General features: G+C 71.1%; 23 protein-coding genes and 2 tRNA genes. 20 read left to right on the top strand and 5 right to left on the bottom strand.

Annotation, left to right across the window (positions count from 1 at the left end):
• Nucleotides 1–430: 430 nt before the first annotated feature.
• Nucleotides 431–1,591 (top strand): glycosyltransferase family 2 protein, encoded by a 1,161-nt coding sequence (locus tag ACZ7P3_RS08720; protein WP_472080315.1) that lies wholly within the window; start codon nucleotides 431–433, stop codon nucleotides 1,589–1,591.
• A gap of 100 nt (nucleotides 1,592–1,691) precedes the next feature.
• Here ACZ7P3_RS08720 and ACZ7P3_RS08715 read toward each other — a convergent pair whose 3' ends face one another.
• Nucleotides 1,692–3,110, bottom strand: a complete 1,419-nt coding sequence (locus ACZ7P3_RS08715; protein WP_472079974.1) for a polysaccharide pyruvyl transferase family protein — start codon at nucleotides 3,108–3,110, stop codon at nucleotides 1,692–1,694.
• A gap of 212 nt (nucleotides 3,111–3,322) precedes the next feature.
• Here ACZ7P3_RS08715 and proB point away from each other — a divergent pair, with 212 nt between their 5' ends.
• From proB to ACZ7P3_RS08685, 6 genes are all read left to right on the top strand, one after another.
• A complete protein-coding gene (proB, locus tag ACZ7P3_RS08710; RefSeq protein WP_472079973.1) occupies nucleotides 3,323–4,429 on the top strand; it encodes a glutamate 5-kinase in 1,107 nt (368 codons plus the stop codon).
• Between the two features lie 159 nt (nucleotides 4,430–4,588).
• Nucleotides 4,589–5,023, top strand: coding sequence for a hypothetical protein (locus ACZ7P3_RS08705; RefSeq protein ID WP_472079972.1), 435 nt, complete (start codon nucleotides 4,589–4,591; stop codon nucleotides 5,021–5,023).
• 126 nt (nucleotides 5,024–5,149) lie between these two features.
• Nucleotides 5,150–6,436: a glutamate-5-semialdehyde dehydrogenase gene (locus ACZ7P3_RS08700; RefSeq protein ID WP_472079971.1), complete on the top strand. Its 1,287-nt coding sequence runs from the start codon at nucleotides 5,150–5,152 to the stop codon at nucleotides 6,434–6,436.
• A gap of 118 nt (nucleotides 6,437–6,554) precedes the next feature.
• Entirely contained in the window at nucleotides 6,555–7,127 is a 573-nt protein-coding gene (locus ACZ7P3_RS08695) for an SCO2584 family spore wall biosynthesis protein (RefSeq protein WP_472079970.1), read from the top strand.
• A gap of 89 nt (nucleotides 7,128–7,216) precedes the next feature.
• Nucleotides 7,217–8,287 (top strand): SCO2583 family membrane protein, encoded by a 1,071-nt coding sequence (locus ACZ7P3_RS08690; RefSeq protein ID WP_472079969.1) that lies wholly within the window; start codon nucleotides 7,217–7,219, stop codon nucleotides 8,285–8,287.
• 153 nt (nucleotides 8,288–8,440) lie between these two features.
• Nucleotides 8,441–8,569, top strand: coding sequence for a hypothetical protein (locus ACZ7P3_RS08685; RefSeq protein ID WP_472079968.1), 129 nt, complete (start codon nucleotides 8,441–8,443; stop codon nucleotides 8,567–8,569).
• A 110-nt stretch (nucleotides 8,570–8,679) separates the two neighbouring features.
• Here the strand turns inward: ACZ7P3_RS08685 and ACZ7P3_RS08680 are convergent, their stop codons facing one another.
• Complete coding sequence (locus ACZ7P3_RS08680) at nucleotides 8,680–9,786, bottom strand: M48 family metallopeptidase (RefSeq protein ID WP_472079967.1); 1,107 nt, start codon at nucleotides 9,784–9,786, stop codon at nucleotides 8,680–8,682.
• A gap of 103 nt (nucleotides 9,787–9,889) precedes the next feature.
• Here ACZ7P3_RS08680 and ACZ7P3_RS08675 point away from each other — a divergent pair, with 103 nt between their 5' ends.
• The 9 genes from ACZ7P3_RS08675 to ACZ7P3_RS08635 all read left to right on the top strand — a co-directional run bounded on the left by ACZ7P3_RS08675 (nucleotide 9,890) and on the right by ACZ7P3_RS08635 (nucleotide 15,125).
• Complete coding sequence (locus ACZ7P3_RS08675) at nucleotides 9,890–10,054, top strand: hypothetical protein (protein ID WP_472079966.1); 165 nt, start codon at nucleotides 9,890–9,892, stop codon at nucleotides 10,052–10,054.
• Between the two features lie 143 nt (nucleotides 10,055–10,197).
• On the top strand, nucleotides 10,198–10,362 hold the full coding sequence (locus ACZ7P3_RS08670; RefSeq protein WP_181925297.1) for a hypothetical protein: 165 nt from the start codon (nucleotides 10,198–10,200) through the stop codon (nucleotides 10,360–10,362).
• 56 nt (nucleotides 10,363–10,418) lie between these two features.
• A complete protein-coding gene (gene nadD, locus ACZ7P3_RS08665) occupies nucleotides 10,419–11,144 on the top strand; it encodes a nicotinate-nucleotide adenylyltransferase (RefSeq protein ID WP_472079965.1) in 726 nt (241 codons plus the stop codon).
• A 17-nt stretch (nucleotides 11,145–11,161) separates the two neighbouring features.
• Nucleotides 11,162–12,886, top strand: a complete 1,725-nt coding sequence (locus ACZ7P3_RS08660) for an LCP family protein (RefSeq protein WP_472079964.1) — start codon at nucleotides 11,162–11,164, stop codon at nucleotides 12,884–12,886.
• Nucleotides 12,887–13,041: 155 nt separating this feature from the next.
• Nucleotides 13,042–13,485, top strand: a complete 444-nt coding sequence (gene rsfS / locus ACZ7P3_RS08655; RefSeq protein ID WP_472079963.1) for a ribosome silencing factor — start codon at nucleotides 13,042–13,044, stop codon at nucleotides 13,483–13,485.
• Nucleotides 13,485–14,153 (top strand): histidine phosphatase family protein, encoded by a 669-nt coding sequence (locus ACZ7P3_RS08650; protein ID WP_472079962.1) that lies wholly within the window; start codon nucleotides 13,485–13,487, stop codon nucleotides 14,151–14,153. Before rsfS ends, ACZ7P3_RS08650 begins: the two co-directional genes overlap by 1 nt.
• 106 nt (nucleotides 14,154–14,259) lie before the next feature.
• A tRNA-Ala gene (locus ACZ7P3_RS08645) sits at nucleotides 14,260–14,332 on the top strand.
• Between the two features lie 382 nt (nucleotides 14,333–14,714).
• Entirely contained in the window at nucleotides 14,715–14,888 is a 174-nt protein-coding gene (locus ACZ7P3_RS08640) for a hypothetical protein (RefSeq protein WP_472079961.1), read from the top strand.
• 3 nt (nucleotides 14,889–14,891) lie between these two features.
• On the top strand, nucleotides 14,892–15,125 hold the full coding sequence (locus ACZ7P3_RS08635) for a hypothetical protein (protein ID WP_006136074.1): 234 nt from the start codon (nucleotides 14,892–14,894) through the stop codon (nucleotides 15,123–15,125).
• Here ACZ7P3_RS08635 and ACZ7P3_RS08630 read toward each other — a convergent pair.
• Entirely contained in the window at nucleotides 15,104–16,327 is a 1,224-nt protein-coding gene (locus ACZ7P3_RS08630; RefSeq protein WP_472079960.1) for a glycosyltransferase 87 family protein, read from the bottom strand. The genes ACZ7P3_RS08635 and ACZ7P3_RS08630 overlap by 22 nt on opposite strands.
• 139 nt (nucleotides 16,328–16,466) lie before the next feature.
• Between ACZ7P3_RS08630 and ACZ7P3_RS08625 the strand changes: the two genes are divergently transcribed.
• Nucleotides 16,467–16,539: transfer RNA gene (locus ACZ7P3_RS08625), tRNA-Ala, on the top strand.
• 147 nt (nucleotides 16,540–16,686) lie between these two features.
• Here the strand turns inward: ACZ7P3_RS08625 and ACZ7P3_RS08620 are convergent.
• A complete protein-coding gene (locus tag ACZ7P3_RS08620) occupies nucleotides 16,687–18,297 on the bottom strand; it encodes an NADH-ubiquinone oxidoreductase-F iron-sulfur binding region domain-containing protein (protein ID WP_472079959.1) in 1,611 nt (536 codons plus the stop codon).
• Nucleotides 18,294–19,586 (bottom strand): cytochrome b/b6 domain-containing protein, encoded by a 1,293-nt coding sequence (locus ACZ7P3_RS08615; RefSeq protein WP_472079958.1) that lies wholly within the window; start codon nucleotides 19,584–19,586, stop codon nucleotides 18,294–18,296. Before ACZ7P3_RS08615 ends, ACZ7P3_RS08620 begins: the two co-directional genes overlap by 4 nt.
• A gap of 403 nt (nucleotides 19,587–19,989) precedes the next feature.
• On the opposite strand from ACZ7P3_RS08615, the gene leuS reads away from it, so the two are divergent.
• The 3 genes from leuS (at nucleotide 19,990) to ACZ7P3_RS08600 (ending at nucleotide 24,692) form a co-directional block, all read left to right on the top strand.
• Complete coding sequence (leuS, locus tag ACZ7P3_RS08610; protein ID WP_472079957.1) at nucleotides 19,990–22,863, top strand: leucine--tRNA ligase; 2,874 nt, start codon at nucleotides 19,990–19,992, stop codon at nucleotides 22,861–22,863.
• Between the two features lie 170 nt (nucleotides 22,864–23,033).
• Nucleotides 23,034–23,774: a hypothetical protein gene (locus ACZ7P3_RS08605; RefSeq protein ID WP_472079956.1), complete on the top strand. Its 741-nt coding sequence runs from the start codon at nucleotides 23,034–23,036 to the stop codon at nucleotides 23,772–23,774.
• Between the two features lie 72 nt (nucleotides 23,775–23,846).
• Nucleotides 23,847–24,692 carry a DegV family protein gene (locus ACZ7P3_RS08600; RefSeq protein ID WP_472079955.1) on the top strand — a complete coding sequence of 282 codons (846 nt, stop codon included), beginning with the start codon at nucleotides 23,847–23,849 and terminating at the stop codon, nucleotides 24,690–24,692.
• The last annotated feature ends 5 nt before the right edge of the window (nucleotides 24,693–24,697 follow it).

Here is a 24,697-nt window from a genome sequence, read left to right as displayed (position 1 = left end):
ACGTGAACAATTGGGTGTCGGGGAAGGTGGGGGGAAACGGCGGTGAAAGGGGAGGGGGGGAGCGGGACAGACCCAACCCGAAGGGAGGAGACCCACCCCCCGGGATCGCTCCCGGGGGCCGGCCCTCTTCCGCTTCGTACCCTCGCTCAGGTCCCTGCCGAGAGCGCTCTTACCCGTCCTGCCTGCAGACACTGAGAATCTCTTACCAACGCTGCGTAACGTCGGTCGACATCCGCCGCGGCCCAGGTCCGCCGCGACATTGTGTGACGTGTACCACTCATTGGCCTGTGCAGGGCAACCGCTTCCATGAGCCGTCCGTCTAACAACTTGCGATTGAGGCGATACGGGGTAAATGCTCTGTTGACTAGGGGGAAACGTGACCGTCGTGACGCAGCCTGATGTGACTGTGATCATCGGGGCGTACGAAGCGATGCCGTACCTGGTCGAGTGCCTGGCATCCGTCGAGGCGCAGACCATCGATCCGGCTCGCCTGGAGGTCATCGCGGTCGACGACGGTTCGACGGACGGCAGCGGGGAGTACCTGGAGGAGTTCGCGGCTCGCGCCCCCATGCAGGTCACCGTCATCCGCCAGGAGAACTCCGGCGGCCCCAGCGGCCCGCGCAACGTCGGCCTCGGCAAGGCGGCCGGCCGCTACGTCTTCTTCCTCGACGCCGACGACCGGCTCGGGCCCGAGGCCCTGGAGCGCATGGTCGCCATGGGCGACAAGAACGGCACCGACGTGGTGCTCGGCAAGGTCGAGGGCGTCAACCGCACCCCGCCGAAGTCGATGTGGGGCAAGACGCTGGACCGTACCGACGTCTTCTCCTCCAACATCAAGTTCACCCTCAGCGCCCAGAAGCTGTTCCGCCGTGCGCTGCTGGAGAAGCACGGCATGCGCTTCGACGAGTCCCTGTGGACCGGCGAGGACGCGCTGTTCACGCTGGAGGCCTATCTGCGGGCCGACGGCGTCTCCGTCGTCGCCGACTACCCCTGCTACTACCTGGTCGGCCGCGACGACGGCAAGCACGTCACGAAGACCGGCAGCTACACGCTCCGCTTCGACTCCGCGCGCGCCCTGATGAAGCTGATCGCGGACATGGTCCCGGCCGGCACCAAGCGTGACCTCCTCATGGTCCGGCCCTTCCTCATCACCCTGCTGCCGCAGTTCGGACCCAAGTTCCTCACGGACAGCGAAGAGGTCCGCCGGCACAAGTTCGAGCTGGCCAAGCCGCTGATGGACGCCTACTGGACGCCCGAGGTTGCCTGCCGGCTCAAGGTGCACGAGCGGCTGCGGCTGCACCTGGTGGCCGTGCAGCGGCCCGATCTGCTGCTGGAAGTGGTGAAGTTCGTCAAGGCGAAGAAGCAGGCCGCCGCCATCCTGGAGAAGCGCGGCACCCGCGTCTATCTCGTCTACCCGCACTTCCGGTCCAAGAAGGCGGGCGTCCCCGACCACGTCTATCTCGCCGAGCCCCGCGAGGCCCGTGCCTTCCTGGGGTACCGCGAGGCCGCCGCCACCTCCTTCCCGCGCCGGGCCCTGCGCAAGGCGCGGCGGATGCTGTCGGCGCGGAAGGTCAAGGCGGCGGCGGCCTGACGGAGCCGGTGCGCCGCCCCTGCCGGGGGTGCGGGGGCGGCACGGGTCCGATGGTCCCGCCCCTTGTCCGTTCGCGGGGGCGGGCCGACGGGGCCGGTGTCTAGCCCTTGCCCGACTGCAGTGCCCGCCGCAGTGGCCGGCCCACGACCCGGCGGGCGCGCCGGTAGACCGAGGCGGGGGGCGCCGGGACCACGTCCTTGGCCTTCCTGGCCCGTGCCAGCTCCCGCTTCAACTGGGCGTTGTCCTGCGTCAGCTCGCCGACCCGTGTGTGCAGCCAGCCGAACCGGCTGCTGAGTGAGGCCGGGTCGGCCTCGTTCCACGGGCGCACGCCCGGCGGGAAGGGCAGCGACCGCATCCGCTCCTCGAAGGCCGCGCCGCCGTCGCCGTGCGTGAAGGTGTTCCGCAGCCCGTTCCTGTCCAGGAACGCGGTGAACCGCTCGAAGCGCTCGGCGTGCCCGCCCGTCAGCCCGCCGAGGTCCGCCTGCTCGTACAGCCGCGCCGGGTCCGCCGCCTCGGGGTCCTTGACGACCTGGTCCAGCCGCTGGTGCGGGATCTCGAAGTAGCGGCACAGCTCCAGCGTGCGCGAGTCGCCGCACAGCACCGTCGCGGGCGTCCCCGCGAGCAGCGCCGCGATGTTGCCGTGGATGCGCGAGCCGAAGGAGAAGTCGACGGAGCGCAGGTCGTCGATCCAGGTGACCGGGTCGACGTACACCCGCACCCGGCCCTCCCGGTACATCGGGTGGTCCGGGTGCGTCGGCATCGCCGTCACCCGGGCGTTCGGGTCCGTGAGGTCCCGCCAGTGCAGCTGCCGTGCGTCGCTGAGGTTCTGGCCGACGAAGCACAGGTTCGGATAGCGCTCGTGGGTACGGGTGATGATCCCGCCGAGGCCCTGCTTCTGCACCGCGCTGTGCGAACCGTTGACCGCGATCCGGGACGCGGCCGTCAGCTCGGGCACCCGCTTGCGCACGTCCAGGTCGCGGCCGTACATGAACAGCGACGGGCAGCCGATGACCTCCACGTCCCTGAAGCCCATGTCCCTCAGGTACTGCTCGGTGAACTCTCCCCGCACCCCGATCGAGGCGCTGCGGTCCAGCACGGCCGAGCAGAACTCGCGCACGGACTGCTCCATGGGCCTGAGCCGCGCCGGGTCGTAACCCACCCCGGTCTGCGCGCCGACCCCCAGGACCACCACGGGGATCCGCAGCTTGCCGATCAGCCTGGTCAGCCGCTTCAGCCCGCCCTCGAACGACGGGCGGAAGGCGTTGGCGAGCGGGACGACGAAGGCGTCGTACTCCTCGTTGATCCGGGCGGCCGCGGACACATCCGTGCCGATGCCGTTCGAGACGACCTCGGTGTCCGGTGTCTCGAGGATCTTGTGCGCGGCATCGCTGAAGATCAGATTGCCCGAGTTGGTGGCGATGACGTCCCGGTGGAGGGCCTCCTCCACGGACAGGACGTCGTAGGGGCTTTTGCCGGATCTGAGCAGAATGCGTTGCGCGTTGTGAACGTTGGGATACACAAACTTCAACTTATGTTTGTGTCAGTTTTAATTTCTATAAGCAACCAACACAACCTTTTTGCCGTACGCGAACGGTGAGCAAACGACTACCCCGCGCCTGTCCGGGGGCTGGACCGGCGCGCACCGCCCGGCCCACTTCGCGTAGATTGCCGCTCAGGCAGCCGGATGTGTGCGAGGGGACGGCAGGCAAGGTGGCAAGGGCAAGGCAGGCCGTGGGTGAGGCCCGCAGGATCGTCGTCAAGGTGGGGTCCTCGTCGCTGACCACCGCCGCGGGCGGCCTGGACGCCGACCGCGTCGACGCGCTGGTCGACGTACTCGCCAAGATCCGCAGCGGCGGGGAGAGGGAGATCGTCCTCGTCTCCTCGGGCGCCATCGCCGCCGGCCTCGCCCCGCTGGGCCTGCGCCGCCGCCCCAAGGACCTGGCCCGTCAGCAGGCCGCCGCCAGCGTCGGCCAGGGACTGCTCGTGGCCCGCTACACCGCCTCCTTCGCGCGCTACGGCGTCCGCGTCGGCCAAGTCCTGCTCACCAGCGACGACATGAGCCGCCGCGCCCACCACCGCAACGCCTCCCGCACCCTCGACAAGCTGCTCGCGATGGGCGCCTTCCCCATCGTCAACGAGAACGACACCGTCGCCACCGACGAGATCCGCTTCGGCGACAACGACCGTCTCGCCTCCCTCGTCGCCCATCTCGTCCACGCCGACCTGCTGGTGCTCCTCTCCGACATCGACGGCGTCTACGACGGCGACCCGAGCAAGCCGGGCACCTCACGGATAGCGGAGGTGTGCGGGCCCGAGGACCTCGCCGGGGTCGAGATCGGCAGTGCGGGCAAGGCCGGCGTCGGCACCGGTGGCATGGTCACCAAGGTCGAGGCCGCCCGGATCGCGGCCGCCGCGGGCATCCCGGTGGTGCTCACGAGCGCCGTCCACGCGGCGGAGGCACTCTCCGGCGGCGACACCGGAACCTACTTCCACCCCACCGGCAAGCGCTCCGCCGACCGGCTGCTGTGGCTCCAGCACGCCTCCACCCCGCAGGGTTCCCTCACCCTGGACGACGGCGCCGTACGCGCGGTCGTCGAGCGGCGCACCTCGCTGCTGCCCGCCGGAATCGCCGCCGTGGAGGGCGAGTTCAGCGCCGGCGACCCCGTCGAGCTGCGCGACGGCACCGGACGCGCGGTGGCCCGCGGGCTCGTCAACTTCGACGCCAAGGAGATCCCCCAGCTGATCGGGCGTTCGACCCGGGAGCTGGCGCGCGAGCTGGGTCCGGCGTACGAACGGGAGGTCGTACACAGGGACGACCTGGTGCTCCTGTACTCGTAACTCCCGTCGAACTGCCGGTAAATCGGGGCGTATGGAGTGTCCCGGTGGGGGACGTTCCGTAAAACCGCCACGCGGAACCCTGCGGCCTGCTCAACTTTGAGTCAGAGGCATGTTGCAGGGACACGTTCCGGCAAGGGGCATTGCGTGAAGGAGGCCGTCGTGAGACGAGTGCGCCCTGGGGCGGCGTCCCGCGGTGCTCTGACGAGCGTCGCGGCCGGGGACACCTACCAGGACCACGAGGAGCCCAGGGATCTGCCCCGCCTGTGGCACGTCACCCTCAGCGTCTCCGGGCAGAAGGTCGCGCTGCCGGACCTGCGGCGCGCCCTGGAACAGCTCGCCCACGACCACCCCTTCCTGCTGACCAGCAGATACGCGAGCGACCACGCGGAGATCCGGTACTGGGAAGAGGCCCGCGACCTGCACGACGCGGCCGCGGTCGCGCTGCGCCTGTGGGGCGAGCACCGGCAGAGCGCCGGACTGCCGCCCTGGGAGATCGTCGGCCTGGAGGTCATCGACCGCGAGACCTACCACCAGCGCATCGCCGACGGCTACGGTCCCGCACCCGCGACCCCTGTAGGGGTGCATCCGTTCTGACCGGGCCGGGCCGCTCCGACCGGGCAGGCGCGGGGTCGCGGATCGGCAGAGGTCCGTCCCTTTTGCCCTGTCTCGCGGTGTGGGACGACGGCTGAGCCGCCACGCGCCGCGCACTACCCTTCCCCCATGACCACGCTTTCGCCGTACGACTCGATGTCCCCGGTCACCCAGGCCGCCTACCGGGCCAAGGCCGCAGCCGCCGACCTCGCGCCGCTCCCGCGCGCCGTGAAGGACGACACGCTGCTCGCCATCGCCGACGCCCTGGAGGTCCGGACCGGCGAGATCGTCGAGGCCAACGCCAAGGACGTGGCCAAGGCCCGGGAGGGCGGCATCAGCGAGGCCATCGTCGACCGGCTCACCCTCACCCCCGAGCGGGTCCGCGCCATCGCCTCCGACGTCCGCGACGTCGTGAAGCTGCCCGACCCGGTCGGCGAGGTCGTCCGCGGCTCCACCCTCCCCAACGGCATCGACCTGCGCCAGGTCCGCGTCCCGCTCGGCGTGGTCGGCATCATCTACGAGGCCCGCCCCAACGTGACGGTGGACGCCGCCGCCCTGTGCCTGAAGTCCGGAAACGCGGTCCTGCTGCGCGGCTCGGCCTCCGCGTACGAGTCGAACACCGCCCTCGTGCGGGTGATCCGGGACGCCGTGGGCGGTGCCGGACTGCCCGCCGACGCCGTGCAGCTCGTGCCGGGGGAGAGCCGCGAGTCCGTGCGCGAGCTGATGCGCGCCCGCGGCCTGGTCGACGTCCTCATCCCGCGCGGCGGCGCCTCCCTGATCCAGACCGTGGTCAGCGAATCCACCGTCCCCGTCATCGAGACCGGCACCGGCAACTGCCACGTCTACGTCGACGCCCAGGCCGACATCGACATGGCCGTCGACATCCTGATCAACTCCAAGGCCCACCGGGTCAGCGTCTGCAACGCCGCCGAGACCCTCCTGGTCCACCAGGACATCGCCCCCGAGTTCCTGCCGCGCGCCCTCGACGCCCTCGCCGAGGCCGGGGTGACCGTCCACGCCGACGAGCGGGTCCTCGCCTACGCCAAGGACTCCAAGGCCACCGTCGTCGAGGCGACCCCGGAGGACTGGGAGACCGAGTACCTCTCCTACGACATCGCCGCCGCGGTCGTCGACTCGCTGGACCGGGCCGTCGAGCACATCCGGCTGTGGACCTCCGGCCACACCGAGGCCATCGTCACCACCTCCCAGCAGGCCGCCCGCCGCTTCACCCAGCTGGTCGACTCCACCACCGTCGCCGTGAACGCCTCCACCCGCTTCACCGACGGCGGCCAGTTCGGCTTCGGCGCCGAGATCGGCATCTCCACCCAGAAGCTGCACGCCCGCGGCCCGATGGGCCTGCCGGAGCTGACCAGCACGAAGTACATCGTCACCGGTGACGGGCACGTACGCCGCTGAACCACCCGTTCGGACCAACGCTCCGCCCGCGGCCGGCACGTCCGAAAAGGCGTCTCACCTGACGGATGAATTTCCATACCGTCTGCCCAAATTGACCCCCCAGGTCTACTCTGGATCCGTGCCGGAGGACGTGGGGGGCACGCCGTTCCCTGACGGCTGGGAGCCCGACGACGACCACGACCACGGGGTGCCGGACGATGAGTTCGCCTCCGTGGTCTTCGACGAGGCCTTCGTACGCGCGGCCGTGGTGCACGAGCCGACCGCGGTGGAACGCCTCCTGGCCGCCGCGCAGGCCAGAGCCGAGGCCTCCGAGGCAGAGGCCCGCCGCGCCCACGCCAGAGGCGAGCGCTACGACGACGGGTACGGCCCCGAGGGGACCGATTTCGGTCAAGATCGGGACGACGACGAGCTGAACGACGCCTACGTCCTCAGCGACCATCGCGGCCCCTTCGGACCCTACGGCAAGCAGGTCCGCTGGCACCGGCCCGTCGCCTGGGTGCTCGCCCTCGTGATGGGGATCGGCATGGTCGCGCTGGCCTTCGCCGCAGTCTACCGGGGCACCTCCTCGGGCACCCGCGACCGGGTGCCCGCCCCCGCCTCCACGGGCCTGGAACAGGGCAGTGCCGCCGCGCCCTCGGTGTCCGCCGGCGATTCGCATCCGGCGATCTCCGTGATCCCCCGTACGCCCTGAACGCTCCGGCGCGCTTCTGGTGAGAACCTGTCAGAAGTTGTCGCGTAGCAGGGCGTTTACCCGAGGCCCGCGAGACCTACTCTGAAAGTATGGGCGGGCCTGGAGACCCACCGGAGGGGACACCCGAGGGCGGCCCCGGCGGTGCAGAGGACGAGTACCGATCCGTCGTGTTCGACGAATCGTTCGTGCGTGCTGCCCGCCTCCAGGAGTACTCCGCGCAGGAGCGCATGGCCGACCACGCGCCCGCCGTCCGCCGCCGCCGTCCGCTGCACCGCGGGCTGACCCGGCAGCTCATGATCCTCGCCGTGCTGATCGCCGTCGCCTTCGGCACCGCGATCTACATGGGCGTCCGCCACCCCTACGGCTCTCCGCAGGCCCGGCGCTCCGCCGAGCCCCTGCGGATGACCGTCATCCCGCTGGCCCCACAGGGAAAGGTGCCCGGTACCGCGGACGCCGAGTTCCTGTACGAGCACAGCCCCGCCGCCGAATTCGAGGTGGGCGCCGCGGGGATTCCGCTGCCGGCCACCCACAGCACCGCGCACTTCTCCGACAGCCAGGTCACGGCCGCCCTCAGCAGCGCCAGGAACTACCTCGTCCGCTCCTCCCTCGACCCCGATGTGCTGGCCGGCCGCCAGGTCCGCCTCGCCCGGTCCCTGCTCGACTCCGGCCAGCTCGACCAGTTCGACCAGAGTTTCGACCACCCGGCGGCGGACGGCCGGCACAGCCCCACCGGCTGGGTGGTCCGTCTGGACCCCTCCCGCGTCCGGCTGGCCGACGACAGGATCCGGGTCCAGGGCACCCTGCAGGCCGCCGAGTCCGATGCGGCCACGCTGGAGATCAGCTCCGACACGATCTTCGTCTATGCGCTCCGCCCGGCCGGCGCCGCAGCCGGCGCCCCGGTGTCCCTGTTCACCGTCCGCCGCGAGCTGACCTTCCGCTTCGACCGCGACAACCTGCGCGTGGGCCAGCTCCAGCTGGCCGGCTCCTACGCCCAGGCGGGCCCCCTGTCCTGCGCCGAGGACGCCACCGCCTACCTCCGCCCGCTCCTCGCCGGCCAGACGGCCCGCACCGGCGCCCCCGCGGGCACCAACCCCTTCGCTACGGACAGCGCGGCGTCCCTGTGCGGCACGCTGGCCGCTGAGGCCCAGCCGAAGGTGTGAGAGGCCGGGCAACCGGTTTGGGGGCCGTGCGGCCCAGGCGAGGCCGTGCGGGCCGGGCGAGGGCGTGCGGGGCGTGCCGTGCGGGCCGGGCGAGGGCGTGCGGGGCGTGCGGGGCGTGCGGGGCGTGCCGTGCCGTTCGCCGGTGGAGGCCGTGTGCTCTGTGGCCCCGGACGCCGCCTGGTCGCCGCCGGACGCCCCAAGGGCACCCTCGGCGCCTCCTGGACGCCCCAGGCCGCCACGGTGGGCCTCACCGGGGCGGTGCGGGCCGGTGGTGCAGGCTGAGCGGTGCGGGCCGGTAGTGCGGGCCGGTGGTGCGGGCCGGTGGTGCGGACCGGCGGTGCGGGCCGATGGTGCTTCGACCGCGTCAGCCCGCTGCCGCCCGCATGGCGCCTCTACTCCTCGTCGCGGGGCTCCGTGTCCGGGGGAGTGTCCCGGGGCGCGTCCTTCGGGGGAGCCTGACTGGTGAAGCCGTTGAAGCCACGGCGGACCCGGCCGCCCAGGTCGCCGGCGCCGCCCGCTATGTCCGTGACCAGCTTCATCAGCGGGTCCTTGGAGCTCTTCACATCGCTGGCGTAGCTCGCGGCGGACTCACGGAAGGAGTCGCCGACCGAGGTGTCCTTGTCCTCGCTGCGCCGCGGGTAGTGCCCGTCCATGATCCGCTGGAAGTCCCGGGACTCCGCCCACTTCTTCAGCTCGGCCGCCCGGACCGTGGTGAAGGGGTGCGAACGGGGCAGCACATTCAGGATCTTCAGCACGGAGTCCCGCAGGTCGCCCCCGGAGTCGTACTCCTCGGCCTGCTCCAGGAAGGCGTCCACGTTCATCTCGTGCAGATGGTTGCCGCCGGCGATCTTCATCAGCCCCCGCATCGAGGCCCGCAGATCCTGTCCCACCAGCAGCCCTGCCCGGTCGGCCGACAGCTCCGACTTGCGGAACCACTCCCGCAGCGCCGTGACGAGCGCCATGATCGCGAGGTTGCCCAGCGGAATCCAGGCGACCTTCAGTGCCAGGGTCGTCAGGAAGAGCAGGATCGTGCGGTACACCGAATGCCCGGACAGGGCGTGCCCCACCTCGTGCCCGACGACCGCCCGCATCTCCTCCTCGTCGAGCAGCTCGACCAGACCCGTGGTGACCACGATGATCGGCTCGTCCAGCCCGATGCACATCGCGTTCGGCTGCGGATCCTGCGTGACGTACATCGGCGGGACCTTCTCCAGGTCCAGGATGTAGCAGGCGTCCAGCAGCATGTCGTTCAGATGCGAGAACTGCCGCTCCGAGACCCGCACCGAGTCGGACAGGAACAGCAGCCTCAGGCTCCGCTCCGGAAGCAACCCGCTCAGCGTCTTGAAGACCGTGTCGAAGCCGCTCAGCTTGCGCAGAGCCACCAGGGCCGACCGGTCGGCCGGGTGCTCGTAAGCGCGCGAGGAGATCCCCGGGAAGCGCCTGCGCTGCCTGCTCGGCACGCGCTCGTGCCCGGTCTGCTCGTGGCCGTCGTCGGACATGTCTTCCCCCATATGCGTATGAGTGCCCACTGTGCCCCCGAGGCAGAGGCCAGCCTAGGCGGAGATACCGTGGACGGGCAGTACAGCCGAAGGAGTCCACGTCATGGAGCAACACCCCGCAGCCACCTGGCTGACCGAGGCCGCCACGATCGCCGTCCCGCAGCACGGGGCGGGCAATCTGCTCCGGGTCGTCCTGATCGTGATGATCCTTGGCTGCGCACTGACCGCATGGTTCCTGCTGCGCGGCTACAAGCAGAAGGACGACTGACGGGCGGCGAAAGTTCCCCGTCGGCGGCCGGTCCGCGTCCCGTGCCCGCCCCAACGGCGGAGTCGGCGTGATCGGCGCCGGGCCGCCCGCTTACGATGAGCCGACGTCTTTATCCCGCCCACACGCGATAGGTCCTGCCGAAGATGAGCTTCCACAGCGCCGCTGCCCAGTTGGTCACCCTCGCCGCCGAGGGCGAGGAGCACGGCGGCCACCACAACAGCCTGAACCCGGCCGTCACCGGCGGCAGCGCCCTCGTCATCCTGCTGCTGCTCCTGTGGATCACCACCCGCTTCAACCGCGACCGCTGACCGCGGACCCCGTCCCCGGCCGGGGCCCTCAGACCGGGCCGGTAGGGTCTGCACGCATGGGAGAGCAGGACATGCCTACCGGTCCGGCGAACGACGCGGCCGTGCACGCCGCCGACGCCGCTCACACCGCCGACCCGGCGGCCGGCACGGTGAAGACCTCGGCGTACGGGCCGGGCGGAGGCCCCGCCCACCTGGGCAAGCGCCGCCTCGGCGTCATGGGCGGAACCTTCGACCCGATCCACCACGGACACCTCGTGGCGGCCAGCGAGGTCGTCGCGCAGTTCCAGCTGGACGAGGTGGTGTTCGTGCCCACCGGCCAGCCGTGGCAGAAGTCCCACCGCAAGGTCTCCCCGGCCGAGGACCGCTATCTGATGACGGTCATCGCGACCGCCGAGAACCCGCAGTTCTCCGTCAGCCGCATCGACCTCGACCGCGGCGGGCCCACCTACACCGTGGACACCCTGCGCGACCTGCGCGCCCTCAACCCCGACACGGACCTCTTCTTCATCACCGGCGCCGACGCCCTCGCCCAGCTGCTGACCTGGCGGGACTCGGAGGAACTGTTCTCCCTCGCGCATTTCATCGGCGTCACCCGCCCCGGCCACCACCTGACCGACCCCGGGCTGCCGGAAGGCGGCGTCTCGCTCGTCGAGGTGCCCGCGCTCGCCATCTCCTCCACGGACTGCCGAGCGAGAGTCGCCAAGGGCGATCCCATCTGGTACATGGTGCCGGACGGAGTCGTGCGCTACATCGACAAGCGCGAGCTGTACCGCGGCGAGTGAGCCGAGAGGGGCTACCGGTGAACGACCGATACGACGCGGGGTACGGGAGCGACCAGTACGAACTCGTCGGCTACGACGAGTACGGGCAGCCTGTCTACCGGCAGGTCCCGGCCCAGCAGCCGCCGCAGCAGCAGACCTACGATCCGTACGCCCAGCAGGGCTACGGCTACGACCCGTACGCCACGGGCCGGCAGCAGACCGTGCCGTCCTACGACCCGTACGACACCGGTCAACAGCCGCCCGCCGCACCGCCGTACGACTCCTACGGCTCCCAGGCCCCCTACGACCCGTACGGCACCGGCACCCACGGGGCGGCCGCGCCGTACGACCCCTACGGGCAGACGGCCACCAGCGGGCAGCAGCCGCGGGTCGCCGAGCAGACCGCCCACATCCCGCAGCAGGCCGGCCCGGCCGAGGAGCCACGGTCCGCGCGGGAGCCCGAGGAGGAGCCGGCCCCGGGCGAACCGGACTACCGCACGGAGCAGTTCGCCTTCGTGGAGGAGCCGGACGGCGACTCCGAGGACGTCATCGACTGGCTGAAGTTCACCGAGAACCGCACCGAGCGCCGCGAGGAGGCCCGCCGCCGCGCCCGCACCCGGATCGTCGCGCTGCTCGTGGTCCTCGCGCTCGTCGCCGTCGGCGGCGTCGGCTACCTCTGGTACGCAGGAAAGCTGCCCGGCCTGTCCTCCTCCGGCTCCAGGACCGGCACGGCGACGGCGGTGGGTGCCCAGAAGCGCGACGTCATCGTCATCCACCTGCACAACACCGGCAAGGGCGGCACCTCGACGGCGCTGCTGGTCGACAACACCACCACCAAACAGGGCACGACGGTCCTGCTGCCCAACTCCCTCGCGCTGAGCGACGACGACGGCTCCACCACGACCCTCGCCAAGTCGGTCGACGACGACGGCGCCTCCGGCACCCGCGACCAGCTGGACACCGTTCTCGGCACCGACATCCAGGGCACCTGGCGCCTGGACACCCCGTATCTGCAGAACCTCGTCGACCTCGTCGGCAACATCGACATCGACACCAACGCCGACGTGCCCGACCCGGACGCCAAGAAGAAGGGCGCCTCCCCGCTCGTCCACCAGGGCAAGGACCAGGACCTCAGCGGCAAGATGGCCGTCGCCTACGCCACCTACCGCGCCGCCGGCGAGGCCCAGAACGCCCAGCTGGAGCGGTTCGGGCAGGTCCTGCAGGGCGTGCTGCGCAAGATCTCCTCCGACGCCGCGGACGCCACGACGACCGTGCAGACCCTCGCGCAGATCCTCGACCCGCCGCTGACCGACAGCGACCTCGGCGCCTTCCTCGCCAAGCTCGCCGACCTCGCCAAGGGCGGCGACTACAGGACGGCCCTGCTGCCCGTGGGATCCGACGGCACACTGAGCGCTAAGACCAGCGACAGCGTCGTCAAGGACATCCTCGGCGGCACGGCCAAGAGCCCCGACGCGGGCTCCGCGGTCCGGGTCTCCGTCCAGAACGCCACCGGTGTGAAGGACGACACGGAGAAGGCCCGCGTGGTGCTCCTCAACGGCGGCTTCACCTTCCTCGAGGGCGGTTCCGCGTCCGGCACCCGGGCCACCTCCCAGGTGCTCTACTCCGGGGCCGCGGCCAAGGCGAACGCCGCCGAGGTCGCCAAGACCCTGGGCCTGCCGGCCGGCGCCGTGGCCAAGGGCGACGTCTCCTCCGGGGCCGACGTCTCGGTCGTCCTCGGCCAGGACTACAAACCCGCCTCCTGACGGCGGCCACGAACCCGCCTCCCGACGGCGTCCACCGGCCCGCCTCCCCGAGGCGGCGGGCCGGGCACCCCACGTGCTGCGGTAATCACGTGGGGTGCCTCAGGCGGTCCGTGAGACCCTTGAGGTCCAGTGACCGCCTGACGGAAAGCCATGTAGTGACCGCCACCGACCGTTCCCTTGAGCTCATCACCACCGCCGCGCAGGCAGCGGCCGACAAGCTCGCCCACGACGTCATCGCCTACGACGTCAGCGACGTGCTGTCGATCACGGACGCATTTCTGCTGGCCTCCGCGCCGAACGACCGCCAGGTCAAGGCGATCGTCGACGAGATCGAGGAGCGCCTGCTGAAAGACCTCGGCGTCAAGCCGGTACGCCGCGAGGGCGACCGCGACTCGCGCTGGATCCTGCTCGACTACGTCGACATCGTCGTGCACGTCCAGCACAGCGAGGAGCGGGTCTTCTACGCCCTGGAGCGGCTGTGGAAGGACTGCCCCGAGATCGAACTGCCCGCCGATGCCAAGGCCACCCGCGGCAAGGCCGAGGAGCACGCCAAGCTGCAGTCCGTCGAGGACGCCGACGAGCCGGGCGGGGAGTGGTGATGAGCGCCACCGGTGAGGTGAGCGATCACCGGAGCCGGGGCCGCCGCATCATCCTGTGGCGGCACGGCCAGACCTCGTGGAACGTGGAGCGCCGTTTCCAGGGCACCACGGACGTCGAACTCACCGAGACCGGCATCGGCCAGGCCCGCCGCGCCGCGCGCCTGCTCGCCTCCCTGGGGCCCGACGCGATCGTCTCCTCGGACCTGCGGCGGGCGGCGCACACGGCCGCCGAGCTGGCCGCCCTCACCGGTCTCGACATCATCCGCGAAGAGGGCCTGCGGGAGACCTACGCGGGCGTCTGGCAGGGGCTGACCCACGAGGAGATCATCGCCCGCCACGGCGAGCAGTACGCCGCCTGGAAGCGCGGCGAGGCGGTCCGCCGCGGAGGCGGCGAACTGGAGACCGAGGTCGCCGACCGAGCCGCTCCCGTCGTGCTGCGGCACGCCGAGAAGCTGCCCGAGGACGGCACGCTCGTGGTGGTCAGCCACGGCGGCACCATCCGCACCACCATCGGCCGCCTCCTCGGTCTGGACGCCCATCACTGGGAGAGCCTCGGCGGCCTCTCCAACTGCTGCTGGTCCGTGCTCGGCGAGGGCGCCCGCGGCTGGCGTCTGCTGGAGCACAACGCGGGCACCCTCCCGGAGCCCGTCCTCGGCGACGACGACTGAGCCGCCGAAGGGCCCGTCGTTTCCCGCCGGGGACCCGGATTTCACTTTCCGGCAGGTCACAGGCTAAAGTTCTTCTTGTTCGCCCCGCCGAGCGGGAAGAACACCAGGGGCTATAGCTCAGTTGGTAGAGCGCCTGCATGGCATGCAGGAGGTCAGGAGTTCAATTCTCCTTAGCTCCACTGGTCGACTCTCTGCAGGGTCGGCAAAGACCGGTGATGAAGATCCCGTCCCCTCAGGGGGGCGGGATTTTCTGTATACGTCCGAGGGCCGGCCCGAGGACGCGGTGGATGCCGGCGGGCCGTCGGCGACGGTCGGTCCGCTCGGCCGGCCGACCGGGGCGGCGGCCTTCGGCACACTGCTCCCGAACCGGTTTGAGTGACTCGGGGCCCTGAGGCGTATACCTCTGCGGAGGCGTTCTCGGCCTGCGCCCGGGCACTGGCCGGAACGGCCGCTGCGGGGGCTGTGTCCGGACTGGTACTGAGGCGTCGCTGACCGTATTGGTCCGGCCGTGGCAGAATCAAACGGCCGGAAGGGGGCGCGGCCCGACGGGAGGGAGTAGCGATGCCTGCGAGCATCCTTGGGGAGGGCGGCCACCTCCTCGGTGCGGCGTTGATACGGGATACGGCCACCCGGCTCAGCTGCCCTTCCTGCGGTTCCGCGCATGTGGCCCAGGTTCTCGGCGACAACGGCGGAATCTCCTACGTGTGCACGGCCTGCGGCCACAGCTGGAGCTGATCGATGGGTGCACACAGGCGAAAGTGCGACTGGTGTGGCAGCGGTACGCCGATCGTCCGTGACATGGAGCCGATCAATCCCGACTACCAGTACTGGTGCGAGGAATGCGCGCGGGCGCTGATCATAAAGGGCGACCCGATCGAGACCTACCGAGAGCTGGAGGGCGAGCCGATCTACGGCCGCCTGCTCGAAGAGCACTGCACACTCAAAAGGTTCTACTCCTTCGTCACCGCTTGACCCGCTCCTGACCGCGTCCGGGGCCTCGGCAACGATGTCCAGGCCAGGACGAGGAACAGCGCGGCGGCCCCTCCGTAGAGGGCCGACACGGCCAACTGGCCGGCCGTCTGGTGCAGTTCGGGCCGCCCGGTGCCGTGCGGCACCCACCAGGGGGCGTACGAGAAGAAGACCAGCGCCGTGGCCAGGGCGGCCGCCCGGTGCCCGCGTGTCCACAGCAGCAGCACCAGGGGTACGCACCACACCCAGTGGTGGGTCCACGACACCGGACTGACCAGCAGGGCGGTGACCGCGCAGGCGCACACCGCCCAGGGCCGTCGCCCCCGCAGCTCCGCCGCCACCGCCACGGCGAGCCCCAGGGCGGCCACCACGGCCGCGGAGGCGGCCCAGAGGGTTCCCGGGTCCGACGCGTGCAGCAGGCGGGCCAGGGCGCCGCGCAGGGCCTGGTTGGCGGTGCCCTCCACGTGGCCGGCCCGGTCCGCGCGGAACACCGTGTCCGTCCAGAACCGCCACGAGTCGTACGGCAGGACGGCCGCCGCCAGCAGCGTCGCCCCGGTGAACGCGGCGGCCGCCCCGCGCGCGTGCCGCAGCCATGGCCCTCCGTCGCCGCCCCGCAGCCGGGCCGTGACGCCCGCGGCGAGCAGCAACACCGGGAACAGGGCGGGAGTCAGCTTGACCGCGGCGGCGAGCCCGAGCCCCGCCCCGGCCCAGCGGTCGTGGCCCCGGCCGGGCCGGCGGGACAGGTCCCAGAGCACGAGAGCGGCCAGCAGCAGGTTGACCTGGCCGTAGCGCAGGGTCGTCCACACCGGCTCGCACCACACGGCCACCGCCGCGATCCACCAGACGGTCTCCCCGCGCGCGTGGCCGACGAGTTTCAGTGACAGCCGTACGAACGCCACCAGGAGGGCGAGGTTCCCGGCCGTCGCCAGCAGCCGCAGGGTCACCGTGTCCGGCAGGGTCAGCGCGGTGAACAGCACGGCCGCGAACGGCGGGTAGGTGGCGGGCAGGTGTGCGGCGGTCGCCCGCAGGGCGTACAGGTCGCCGCCCGCCCGGACGGTGGCCCCCTCGGCCCGGTAGACCATCAGGTCGATCATCGACACGTGCGCGGCCCGCTGCGCCAGCCAGAACGCCGTGAACGACACCAGGCACGCGCCCACGGCCACGGACACCCGGCGCCGGGCCCCGGAGAACGCGATCACGGTCACGAAAGGCGACATTAGTGCCCGTATGGGAGCAGAGCGGAAACCGATTTGGTGAAGCACCGGGGGGACCGTGTAATGTTGGCGTCGCCGCCGGGGAAACCGGGCGACACGGTCGACAAGCGGCTTCGCCGCAAGACCACAAGGGGCTATAGCTCAGTTGGTAGAGCGCCTGCATGGCATGCAGGAGGTCAGGAGTTCAATTCTCCTTAGCTCCACAGAAATCAAAGGCGGACCATCCGAACGGATGGTCCGCCTTCGGCGTGTTCCGGGGTGCTCGGTCTTCGTCATGTTCCCGGGTGCGCGATGCCGGGGCGTCACACGACGGTGGGTCACCCTGGCTCGGGTGACCCACCGTCGTGCGCTCAGCGTCCCAGGGCGCGGCGGCCGCGGCCCTGGGAGAGGACCGGAAGGTTGCGCGCCGGCGCCTGCCCGCGCGTGTCCTCCTCGATGCGCAGCGCCAGCGCCGGACAGCGGCGCACCGCGCGCAGTGCCTTGGCCTCCGCGTAACGCGGCACGTGGGCCTGCGCCACGGTCGGGAAGCCGTCCGCACCGAGTTCGAAGACCTCCGGGAGGATGTCCGCGCACAGGCCGTGGCCCCGGCACAGCGTCCAGTCGACGTAGATCTTCTGGCGGCTGGCGCCGGTCTCCTCGGGCTCCGCGCCGCCCGGGATGCCCGTGGGCGCCTTGCCCCCCTCGAAGAGCGGCAGGACGCCCTCCACGGGCCGTCCGCAGCCGTTTCCGAGGACATGGGCGGCCAGGTCGTCGGTGAACGCCTTGATGGTCGACTCCAGGAACATCGCGGAGCCGTCCGGGTGCGAGCACGCCCCGCGCCGCTTCACGTTCTTCGCGACCTGCTTCAGCGCCTCCAGGGCGGCCGGTCCGCCGCCGTTGAGGATGTCCTCCAGACCGCGCGCGGCGGCGGGCAGCCCGAGGTAGCAGGGGCCGCACTGGCCCGCGCTCTCCTCGGCCAGCCACTGGGCGACCCGCAGCGACTCGCCCAGCGGGCACGTCTCCTGGCTGATCGGCAGGATCGCGCCCGCGCCCAGCGAACCGCCGACGGCGTCCAGGGAGTTGCGCGAGACGATCGCCTCGTTGACGGTCGCCGCGTCGATCCACTTGCCGTGGTAACCGCCGGTCAGCACGCCCTGCGGCACCGGCGGGGCGCCGGCCAGCTGCAGGACGTAGCGCAGCGGCACGCCCGTGGGGACCTCGATCACCATCGGGCGGGCGACCGCGCCGGAGACCGTCAGCATGACGGTGCCCGGCTCGTCGTACAGACCGGTGTTGCCGTAGCGCTCGGGGCCGATGCGCGCGGCGATGGCCAGCTGGGCGAACGTCTCCGCGTTCGACAGCAGTGTGGGCGCCCCGCCGACCCCGCTCTGCGACGCGCTGATCTTGCGGCCCGGCGGGATCGCCGGACCCCCGTCGACCGAGCGGATCAGCGACGCGGCGGCACCGGTGACCATGCGCACGGGATTGCGCTGCACCCACGCGCGCAGCGCCGACCTGCGGCTGTTGCTCAGGCCCCGTTCGGCGAGGGCCGCCTCCATGGAGCGCTGGGTGGACTCCCGGGTGACCCCGATGACGAGCGTGCGGGCGCCGAGGGCCTCGGCGCACAGCAGGGCGCCGTCCAGGATGAGGTGCGGGGCACGGTTGATGAGCACCGTGTCCTTGCGGCAGGCCGGTTCGTCCTCACTGCCGTTGACGACGACGACCGGCCGTACCCCGCGCTTGATCGCGGACTCGGCGACCGAGCGCAGCTTCCTGTGGAAGGGGAAGCCGGCCCCGCCGCGGCCCTTGAGGCCGATGGCCTCGGCGAGCTGGGCGAGCTGTTCGCCGCCCAGCGGGTCGAGCGGCCCGTGCACCTTCAGATGCATGGGCAGGTCGAGCCGCTCCACAAGGTCGAAACCCGACGTGAGCTGGGGAAGCCCGACCACGCGGACTTCGGGTACGTCGGGCAGGGCCTCGTTCACCTATAGCCTCCGGAAGGCATGTTCCAAGGTTCGCCCGAACCGGGCGCATCGAAGGAGGTGCCAGGGGATGGTTCAGTGGCGGGACCGCTGTTGAACGTGTCACCCGAGTTGTACGTCCCGTAGAGGGTGCCCGTCTCACCGGTGTCGTACATGTCACTTCCGCCGTATCCGCCGGTGCCCGGATTGCCGTAGACGGGGACGGTGTATCCGGTGTCCTGGAGCGGGTCGTAGGCCGACGGCGGGGCCTCGCCGACCGGCGGCGGGGACGGGATCGGCCAGCTGCCCGAGGTGCTGGAGGGGCCGTCCACGCGCGGGACGGCCTCCGTCGCCTGCAGGTCGAGCGGCAGGTCCATGCGCGCGGTCCGGCCGGCCGCGAACGGCTGCTGGGGACGGCCCGGAGTGGACACCGCGCGGTAGGCCGCCGCGAAGCCGGTCGCGGGCTCCGGGGCCGGGGCGGCGGGCGACTGGGCGGGCGACTGGTAGAGGGGTGCGGACGGGGCGCCCGCCCGGCCTGCGGGCTCGCGCCGGCCCTCGAAGCCCGGCAGGGCGGACTCGGCGACCCGCGAGCGGCTCGCGTCCAGGTCGTCGAGGTCCGGCCGCTCCGAGCTGCCCAGGAGGGCGACGAGCCGGTCGGCGACCTTGCGCTTGAACGGGCGCGGGGCGGAGCGGAGCGCGAGGGCGCCCATGACGCCCAGCAGGGACAGGCTGTAGAGGATCACGAAGATCGGCTTGGCCTGGCGACCCGCGTAGAGCCCGTGGATCAGCGCCGCGCACCAGGCCGGATAGGCCAGCATGTGCATGGCCCGCCAGCGCGCGGCGACGGGCGCCGGAGCGGCGAAGTTGCTGCGCAGGGCGCCGGTGATGCCCACGAAGATCATCAGCAGGCCCGCCAGCGAGCCCAGGCCGATCAGGCCGCCGCTCCCGGTGATGCCGAGCGAGAACGGGATGACCGCGGCGATCAGCTGGGTGTGGTCGAGCGCGATCTTGGTGGTGATGTGCAGCAGCAGGAACGCGATCGAGGCGACCGCGGTCGTCCGGTGCACCGCCTGGCCCACGATCCGCTGGCGCGTGTTCAGGAAGATCCGGTCCTGGGCGAACAGGCCCCAGATCACCGAGCAGCTGAGCGAGACGAGGCACAGGACGCCCGCACCGAAGTTCAGGAACTCGCGGAACTGGCTGCCTCCGACCAGCACGGCCACGGGTATGAGCAGCAGGACGACGGCGGACGCCACCCCATAGGCCGACCGGCCGGGTTTGGGGAGCGAGCTGTTACTACGACGAGGGTTCATGGGGGCAACTCCGAGCAGTTTCGGGAAAGCGGTCCCGCTGCCGCACTCTAAGTGGAGCCATACCGATCAGTACGAGGTTTGAGTTATTGCGTTGTTATCAAAGGACAATGTGACCGAGTCCATGTCCCTTAGTGGGTGTTACGCGAAGTAATCCTTGACCTTCGTTCAGTTCTGGTCGGGTTCGTGGCATGTCCACAAGGCATACGCAAGCGCGTCGCGGCTTGCTCAAGGGCTGCGGTACCCTACCGCTATGCGTGCCGTACGCCTTCTGCTTAGCGGGCCGCGCTGATCAGTACCGACCACCGGCTACGGCCGGGTGGCCGGCATCGGCGCGGCGTCCCCTCCTGTGCGAGGGGCTTTTTCATTTCCGCAGGCAGAGACGATCGATGGAGCTTTGAGGATCATGAGCGAGACGAACCCCGCTGCCACCACCGAGGTGGCAGCGCCGCACCGCTACACGGCCGCCATGGCTGCCGAGATCGAGGCACGCTGGCAGGACTTCTGGGACGCCGACGGCACCTACGCGGCGCCGAACCCCAAGGGTGACCTGGCCGGCGACCCGGAGCTGGTCGCGAAGCCCAAGAAGTTCATCATGGACATGTTCCCGTACCCCTCGGGTGCGGGCCTGCACGTCGGCCACCCGCTGGGCTATATCGCCACCGACGTCTACGCCCGGTTCCAGCGCATGACCGGCCACAACGTCCTGCACACCCTGGGCTTCGACGCCTTCGGCCTGCCCGCCGAGCAGTACGCGGTGCAGACCGGCACGCACCCGCGCGTGTCCACCGAGGCCAACATCGAGAACATGAAGTCCCAGCTGCGCCGGCTGGGCCTGGGCCACGACAAGCGCCGGTCGTTCGCCACGATCGACCCGGACTACTACAAGTGGACCCAGTGGATCTTCCTGCAGATCTTCAATTCCTGGTACGACGACCAGGCCCGCAAGGCCCGCCCGATCTCCGAGCTGATCGCCCTGTTCGAGTCCGGTGAGCGTCCGGTCCCGGGCTCCACGCGCGCGTGGAGCGAGCTGAGCGGCGCCGAGCGCGCCGAGGTGCTGGGCGAGTACCGCCTGGCCTACGCCTCCGACGCGCCGGTCAACTGGTGCCCCGGCCTGGGCACCGTGCTGGCCAACGAGGAGGTCACCGCCGACGGCCGTTCCGAGCGCGGCAACTACCCGGTCTTCAAGGCCAAGCTGCGCCAGTGGAACATGCGCATCACCGCCTACGCGGACCGGCTGCTGGAGGACCTGGAGGGGCTGGACTGGCCCGAGGCCATCAAGCTGCAGCAGCGCAACTGGATCGGCCGCAGCGAGGGCGCCCGCGTCGACTTCCCGATCGACGGCGAGCGCATCACGGTCTTCACCACGCGCCCGGACACGCTGTTCGGCGCGACCTACATGGTGCTGGCCCCCGAGCACCCGCTGGTCGAGAAGTTCACCCCGGCCGCCTGGCCGGAGGGCACCCACGAGGTGTGGACCGGCGGCCACGCCACCCCGTCCGCCGCGGTCGCCGCCTACCGCGCGCAGGCCGCCTCCAAGTCGGACGTGGAGCGCCAGGCCGAGGCCAAGGACAAGACCGGCGTCTTCATCGGCGCGTACGCCACCAACCCGGTCAACGGCGAGAAGGTCCCGGTCTTCATCGCCGACTACGTCCTGATGGGCTACGGCACCGGCGCGATCATGGCCGTCCCGGCGGGCGACCAGCGCGACTTCGAGTTCGCCCGCGCCTTCGAGCTGCCGATCCACTGCATCGTCGAGCCGACCGACGGCCGGGGCACCGACACGGCCACGTGGCAGGACGCCTTCGCGTCGTACGACGCGAAGATCATCAACTCGTCCAACGACGGCATCTCCCTGGACGGCCTGGGCGTCACCGAGGCCAAGGCCCGCATCACCGAGTGGCTGCAGAGCAAGGGCATCGGCGAGGGCACCGTCAACTTCCGCCTGCGCGACTGGCTGTTCAGCCGCCAGCGCTACTGGGGCGAGCCCTTCCCGATCGTCTACGACGAGGACGGCGTCGCCCACGCGCTGCCCGAGTCGATGCTGCCGCTGGAGCTGCCGGAGGTCGAGGACTACAGCCCCCGCACCTTCGACCCGGACGACGCGGACACCCAGCCCGAGACCCCGCTGTCGCGCAACGAGGAATGGGTCAACGTCACCCTGGACCTGGGCGACGGGCCGAAGAAGTACCGCCGCGAGACCAACACCATGCCCAACTGGGCCGGTTCCTGCTGGTACGAGCTGCGCTACCTGGACCCGCACAACAGCGAGAAGCTGGTCGACCCCGAGATCGAGCAGTACTGGATGGGCCCGCGCGAGGGCCTGCCGCACGGCGGCGTCGACCTGTACGTCGGCGGTGCCGAGCACGCGGTGCTGCACCTGCTGTACGCGCGCTTCTGGTCCAAGGTCCTGTACGACCTGGGGCACGTCTCCTCCGTGGAGCCGTTCCACAAGCTGTTCAACCAGGGCATGATCCAGGCCTACGTCTACCGCGACGGCCGCGGCATCGCGGTGCCGGCCGCCGAGGTGGAGGAGCGCGACGGCGCCTACTACTACCAGGGCGAGAAGGTCACCCGTCTGCTGGGCAAGATGGGCAAGTCCCTGAAGAACGCGGTCACCCCGGACGAGATCGCCGCCGAGTACGGTGCCGACACGCTGCGCCTGTACGAGATGGCGATGGGCCCGCTGGACGTCTCCCGGCCCTGGGACACCCGCGCCGTGGTCGGCCAGTTCCGGCTGCTGCAGCGGCTGTGGCGCAATATCGTCGACGAGGACAGCGGCGAGGTCACCGTCACCGACGCCGAGCCCGACGAGGAGACGCTGCGTGCCCTGCACAAGGCGATCGACGGAGTGCGCCAGGACCTGGAGGGCCTGCGCTTCAACACCGCGATCGCCAAGGTCACCGAGCTGAACAACCACCTGACGAAGGCCGGCGGCGCGCTGCCGCGCTCGGTCGCCGAGCCGCTGGTGCTGATGGTCGCCCCGCTGGCCCCGCACATCGCCGAGGAGCTGTGGCGCAGGCTGGGCCGCACCGACACGGTCGTCCACCAGGACTTCCCGGTCGCCGACCCGCAGTACGTGGTGGACGAGACCGTGACCTGCGTCGTGCAGATCAAGGGCAAGGTCAAGGCCCGGCTGGAGGTGTCGCCGGCCATCTCCGAGGAGGAGCTGGAGAAGGTGGCACTGTCCGACGAGAAGGTCGTCGCGGCGCTGGACGGCGCGGGCATCCGCAAGGTGATCGTGCGGGCGCCGAAGCTGGTGAACATCGTTCCGGCGTAAGCAAGGCAACGCTTCGGGGCACCGGGCGCACGGGATGCACCGGGCGCACCGGGCGTCGGGGTAGTCCCCTACGGGCAGGTTCGGGGTTTTTCTGGAACTCCGGGCCTGCCCGCTGCGTTTACTGTGGAGAGCGCGGCGGGCACTGTCGCGTCAGCCGGAGGAGGAGCGCCATGGGAACTGTGATCACCGTGTTCGCCCTGCTCTTCCTGATCTTCATCGGCCTCGGCGCATACATCACGGTCAAGGCGGTCGGAGCCGCCAAGCGCGGCGTGGACCGTACGATCGCGCAGGCCCGTCGCTCGGTCGAGGATCACACCCTGCGCGCCAAGTCCTTCGCCCAGCCCGGCCCGGCCGGTGAGGTCGCCCAGCTGCGCCTGACCCTGCGCACCTCGATGCGCGCCACCCAGGACGCGCTGTACGCGGGCACGGCGCAGGACGAGTCGCTGAGGGAGTCCCTCGGTCTCTTCCAGCGGCTCAGCGCACACGGGCACGAACTGGACGCCGAGCTCAAACGCCTGGAGGCCGAGCCGGACCGCTCCACGCTCGCCGCGCGGCTGCCCGAGCTGCGCCGGCGCACCGAGCGCATCACCAAGTCCGCGGACTCGCTGCGCTGGGCGGCCCGCGACCGGGCCCGCCGCTTCGCCGACGACGACCTGGACATGCTCAGCGCCCAGATAGACGTCGAGGCGGGGGCCCTGCGGCACTGGACACAGGCCGAACCCGGACCGGAGTCCGCCCCCTGGCCGGACGCCCCGGCCGCCGCCGACGCCCCGGCCGCGCAGCAGCAGACCTGGCCCCCGGCCCCCGGGTCCCGCCCGGCCGACGAGCCGGCCACCCCCGAGATCACCCCGCCCACGCGGAGCCATCCCTACCTCTGGCAGAAGAGGCCGCGCCCCGAGAGCACCACATGACCGGTCCGCTCCCGTCCCGGACGGCAGGGGCCGGGCTGCCGCACGTGCACTACGGCAGGTAACCTCCAGCTCATGTCCCGCCATGTCGCGATCGTCACCGATTCAACGGCCTACCTGCCGCCGCGGACGATGGAGCGTCATGGCATCACAGCGGTACCCCTGACCGTGGTCCTCGGCGACCAGGCGCTCGAAGAGGGTACCGAGATCTCGACCCGTTCCCTGGCCCAGGCACTGCAGAAGCGGCGGCCGGTCACCACCTCCCGCCCCAGCCCCCAGGTGTTCGCGGACACCTACCGCAGGGTCGCCGAGTCCGGCGCGAGCGGCATCGTCTCCCTGCACCTGTCCGCAGAGCTGTCCGGCACCTACGACGCGGCGGTCCTGGCGGCGCGCGAGGCACCGGTGCCGGTGCGGGTGGTGGACACCGGGATGGTCGCGATGGCCCTGGGCTTCTGCGCGCTCGCCGCCGCCGAGGCGGCGGAGGCCGGCGGGACGGTGGACGAAGCCGTGACGGCCGCCGAGAAGCGGGCCGCGGGTACCTCCGCCCACTTCTACGTCGACACGCTCGACTATCTGCGCCGCGGTGGCCGCATCGGCGCCGCACAGGCCCTGCTCGGTTCCGCGCTGGCCGTCAAGCCGCTGCTCCAGCTCGAGGGCGGCCGTATCGAGCTCCTCGAAAAGGTCCGTACGGCGTCCAAGGCGATCGCCCGCCTCGAGGAGATCGCCGTCGACCGGGCGGGCGGGGCCGAGGTCGACATCGCCGTGCACCACTTGGCCGCCCCCGACAGGGCCTCCGCCCTCGCCGAACGGCTGCGGGCACGGGTGCCCGGACTGGCCGACCTGCACGTGAGCGAGGTCGGTGCGGTGATCGGGGCACACACCGGACCCGGGCTGCTGGGAGCGGTCGTCTCACCGCGCTGACACCC

The sequence above is a fragment of the Streptomyces sp. NPDC107581 genome (genome assembly GCF_055657175.1).
Note: the sequence above shows the minus strand (reverse complement) of the source record. Positions and strands in the feature narration are given on the sequence as shown.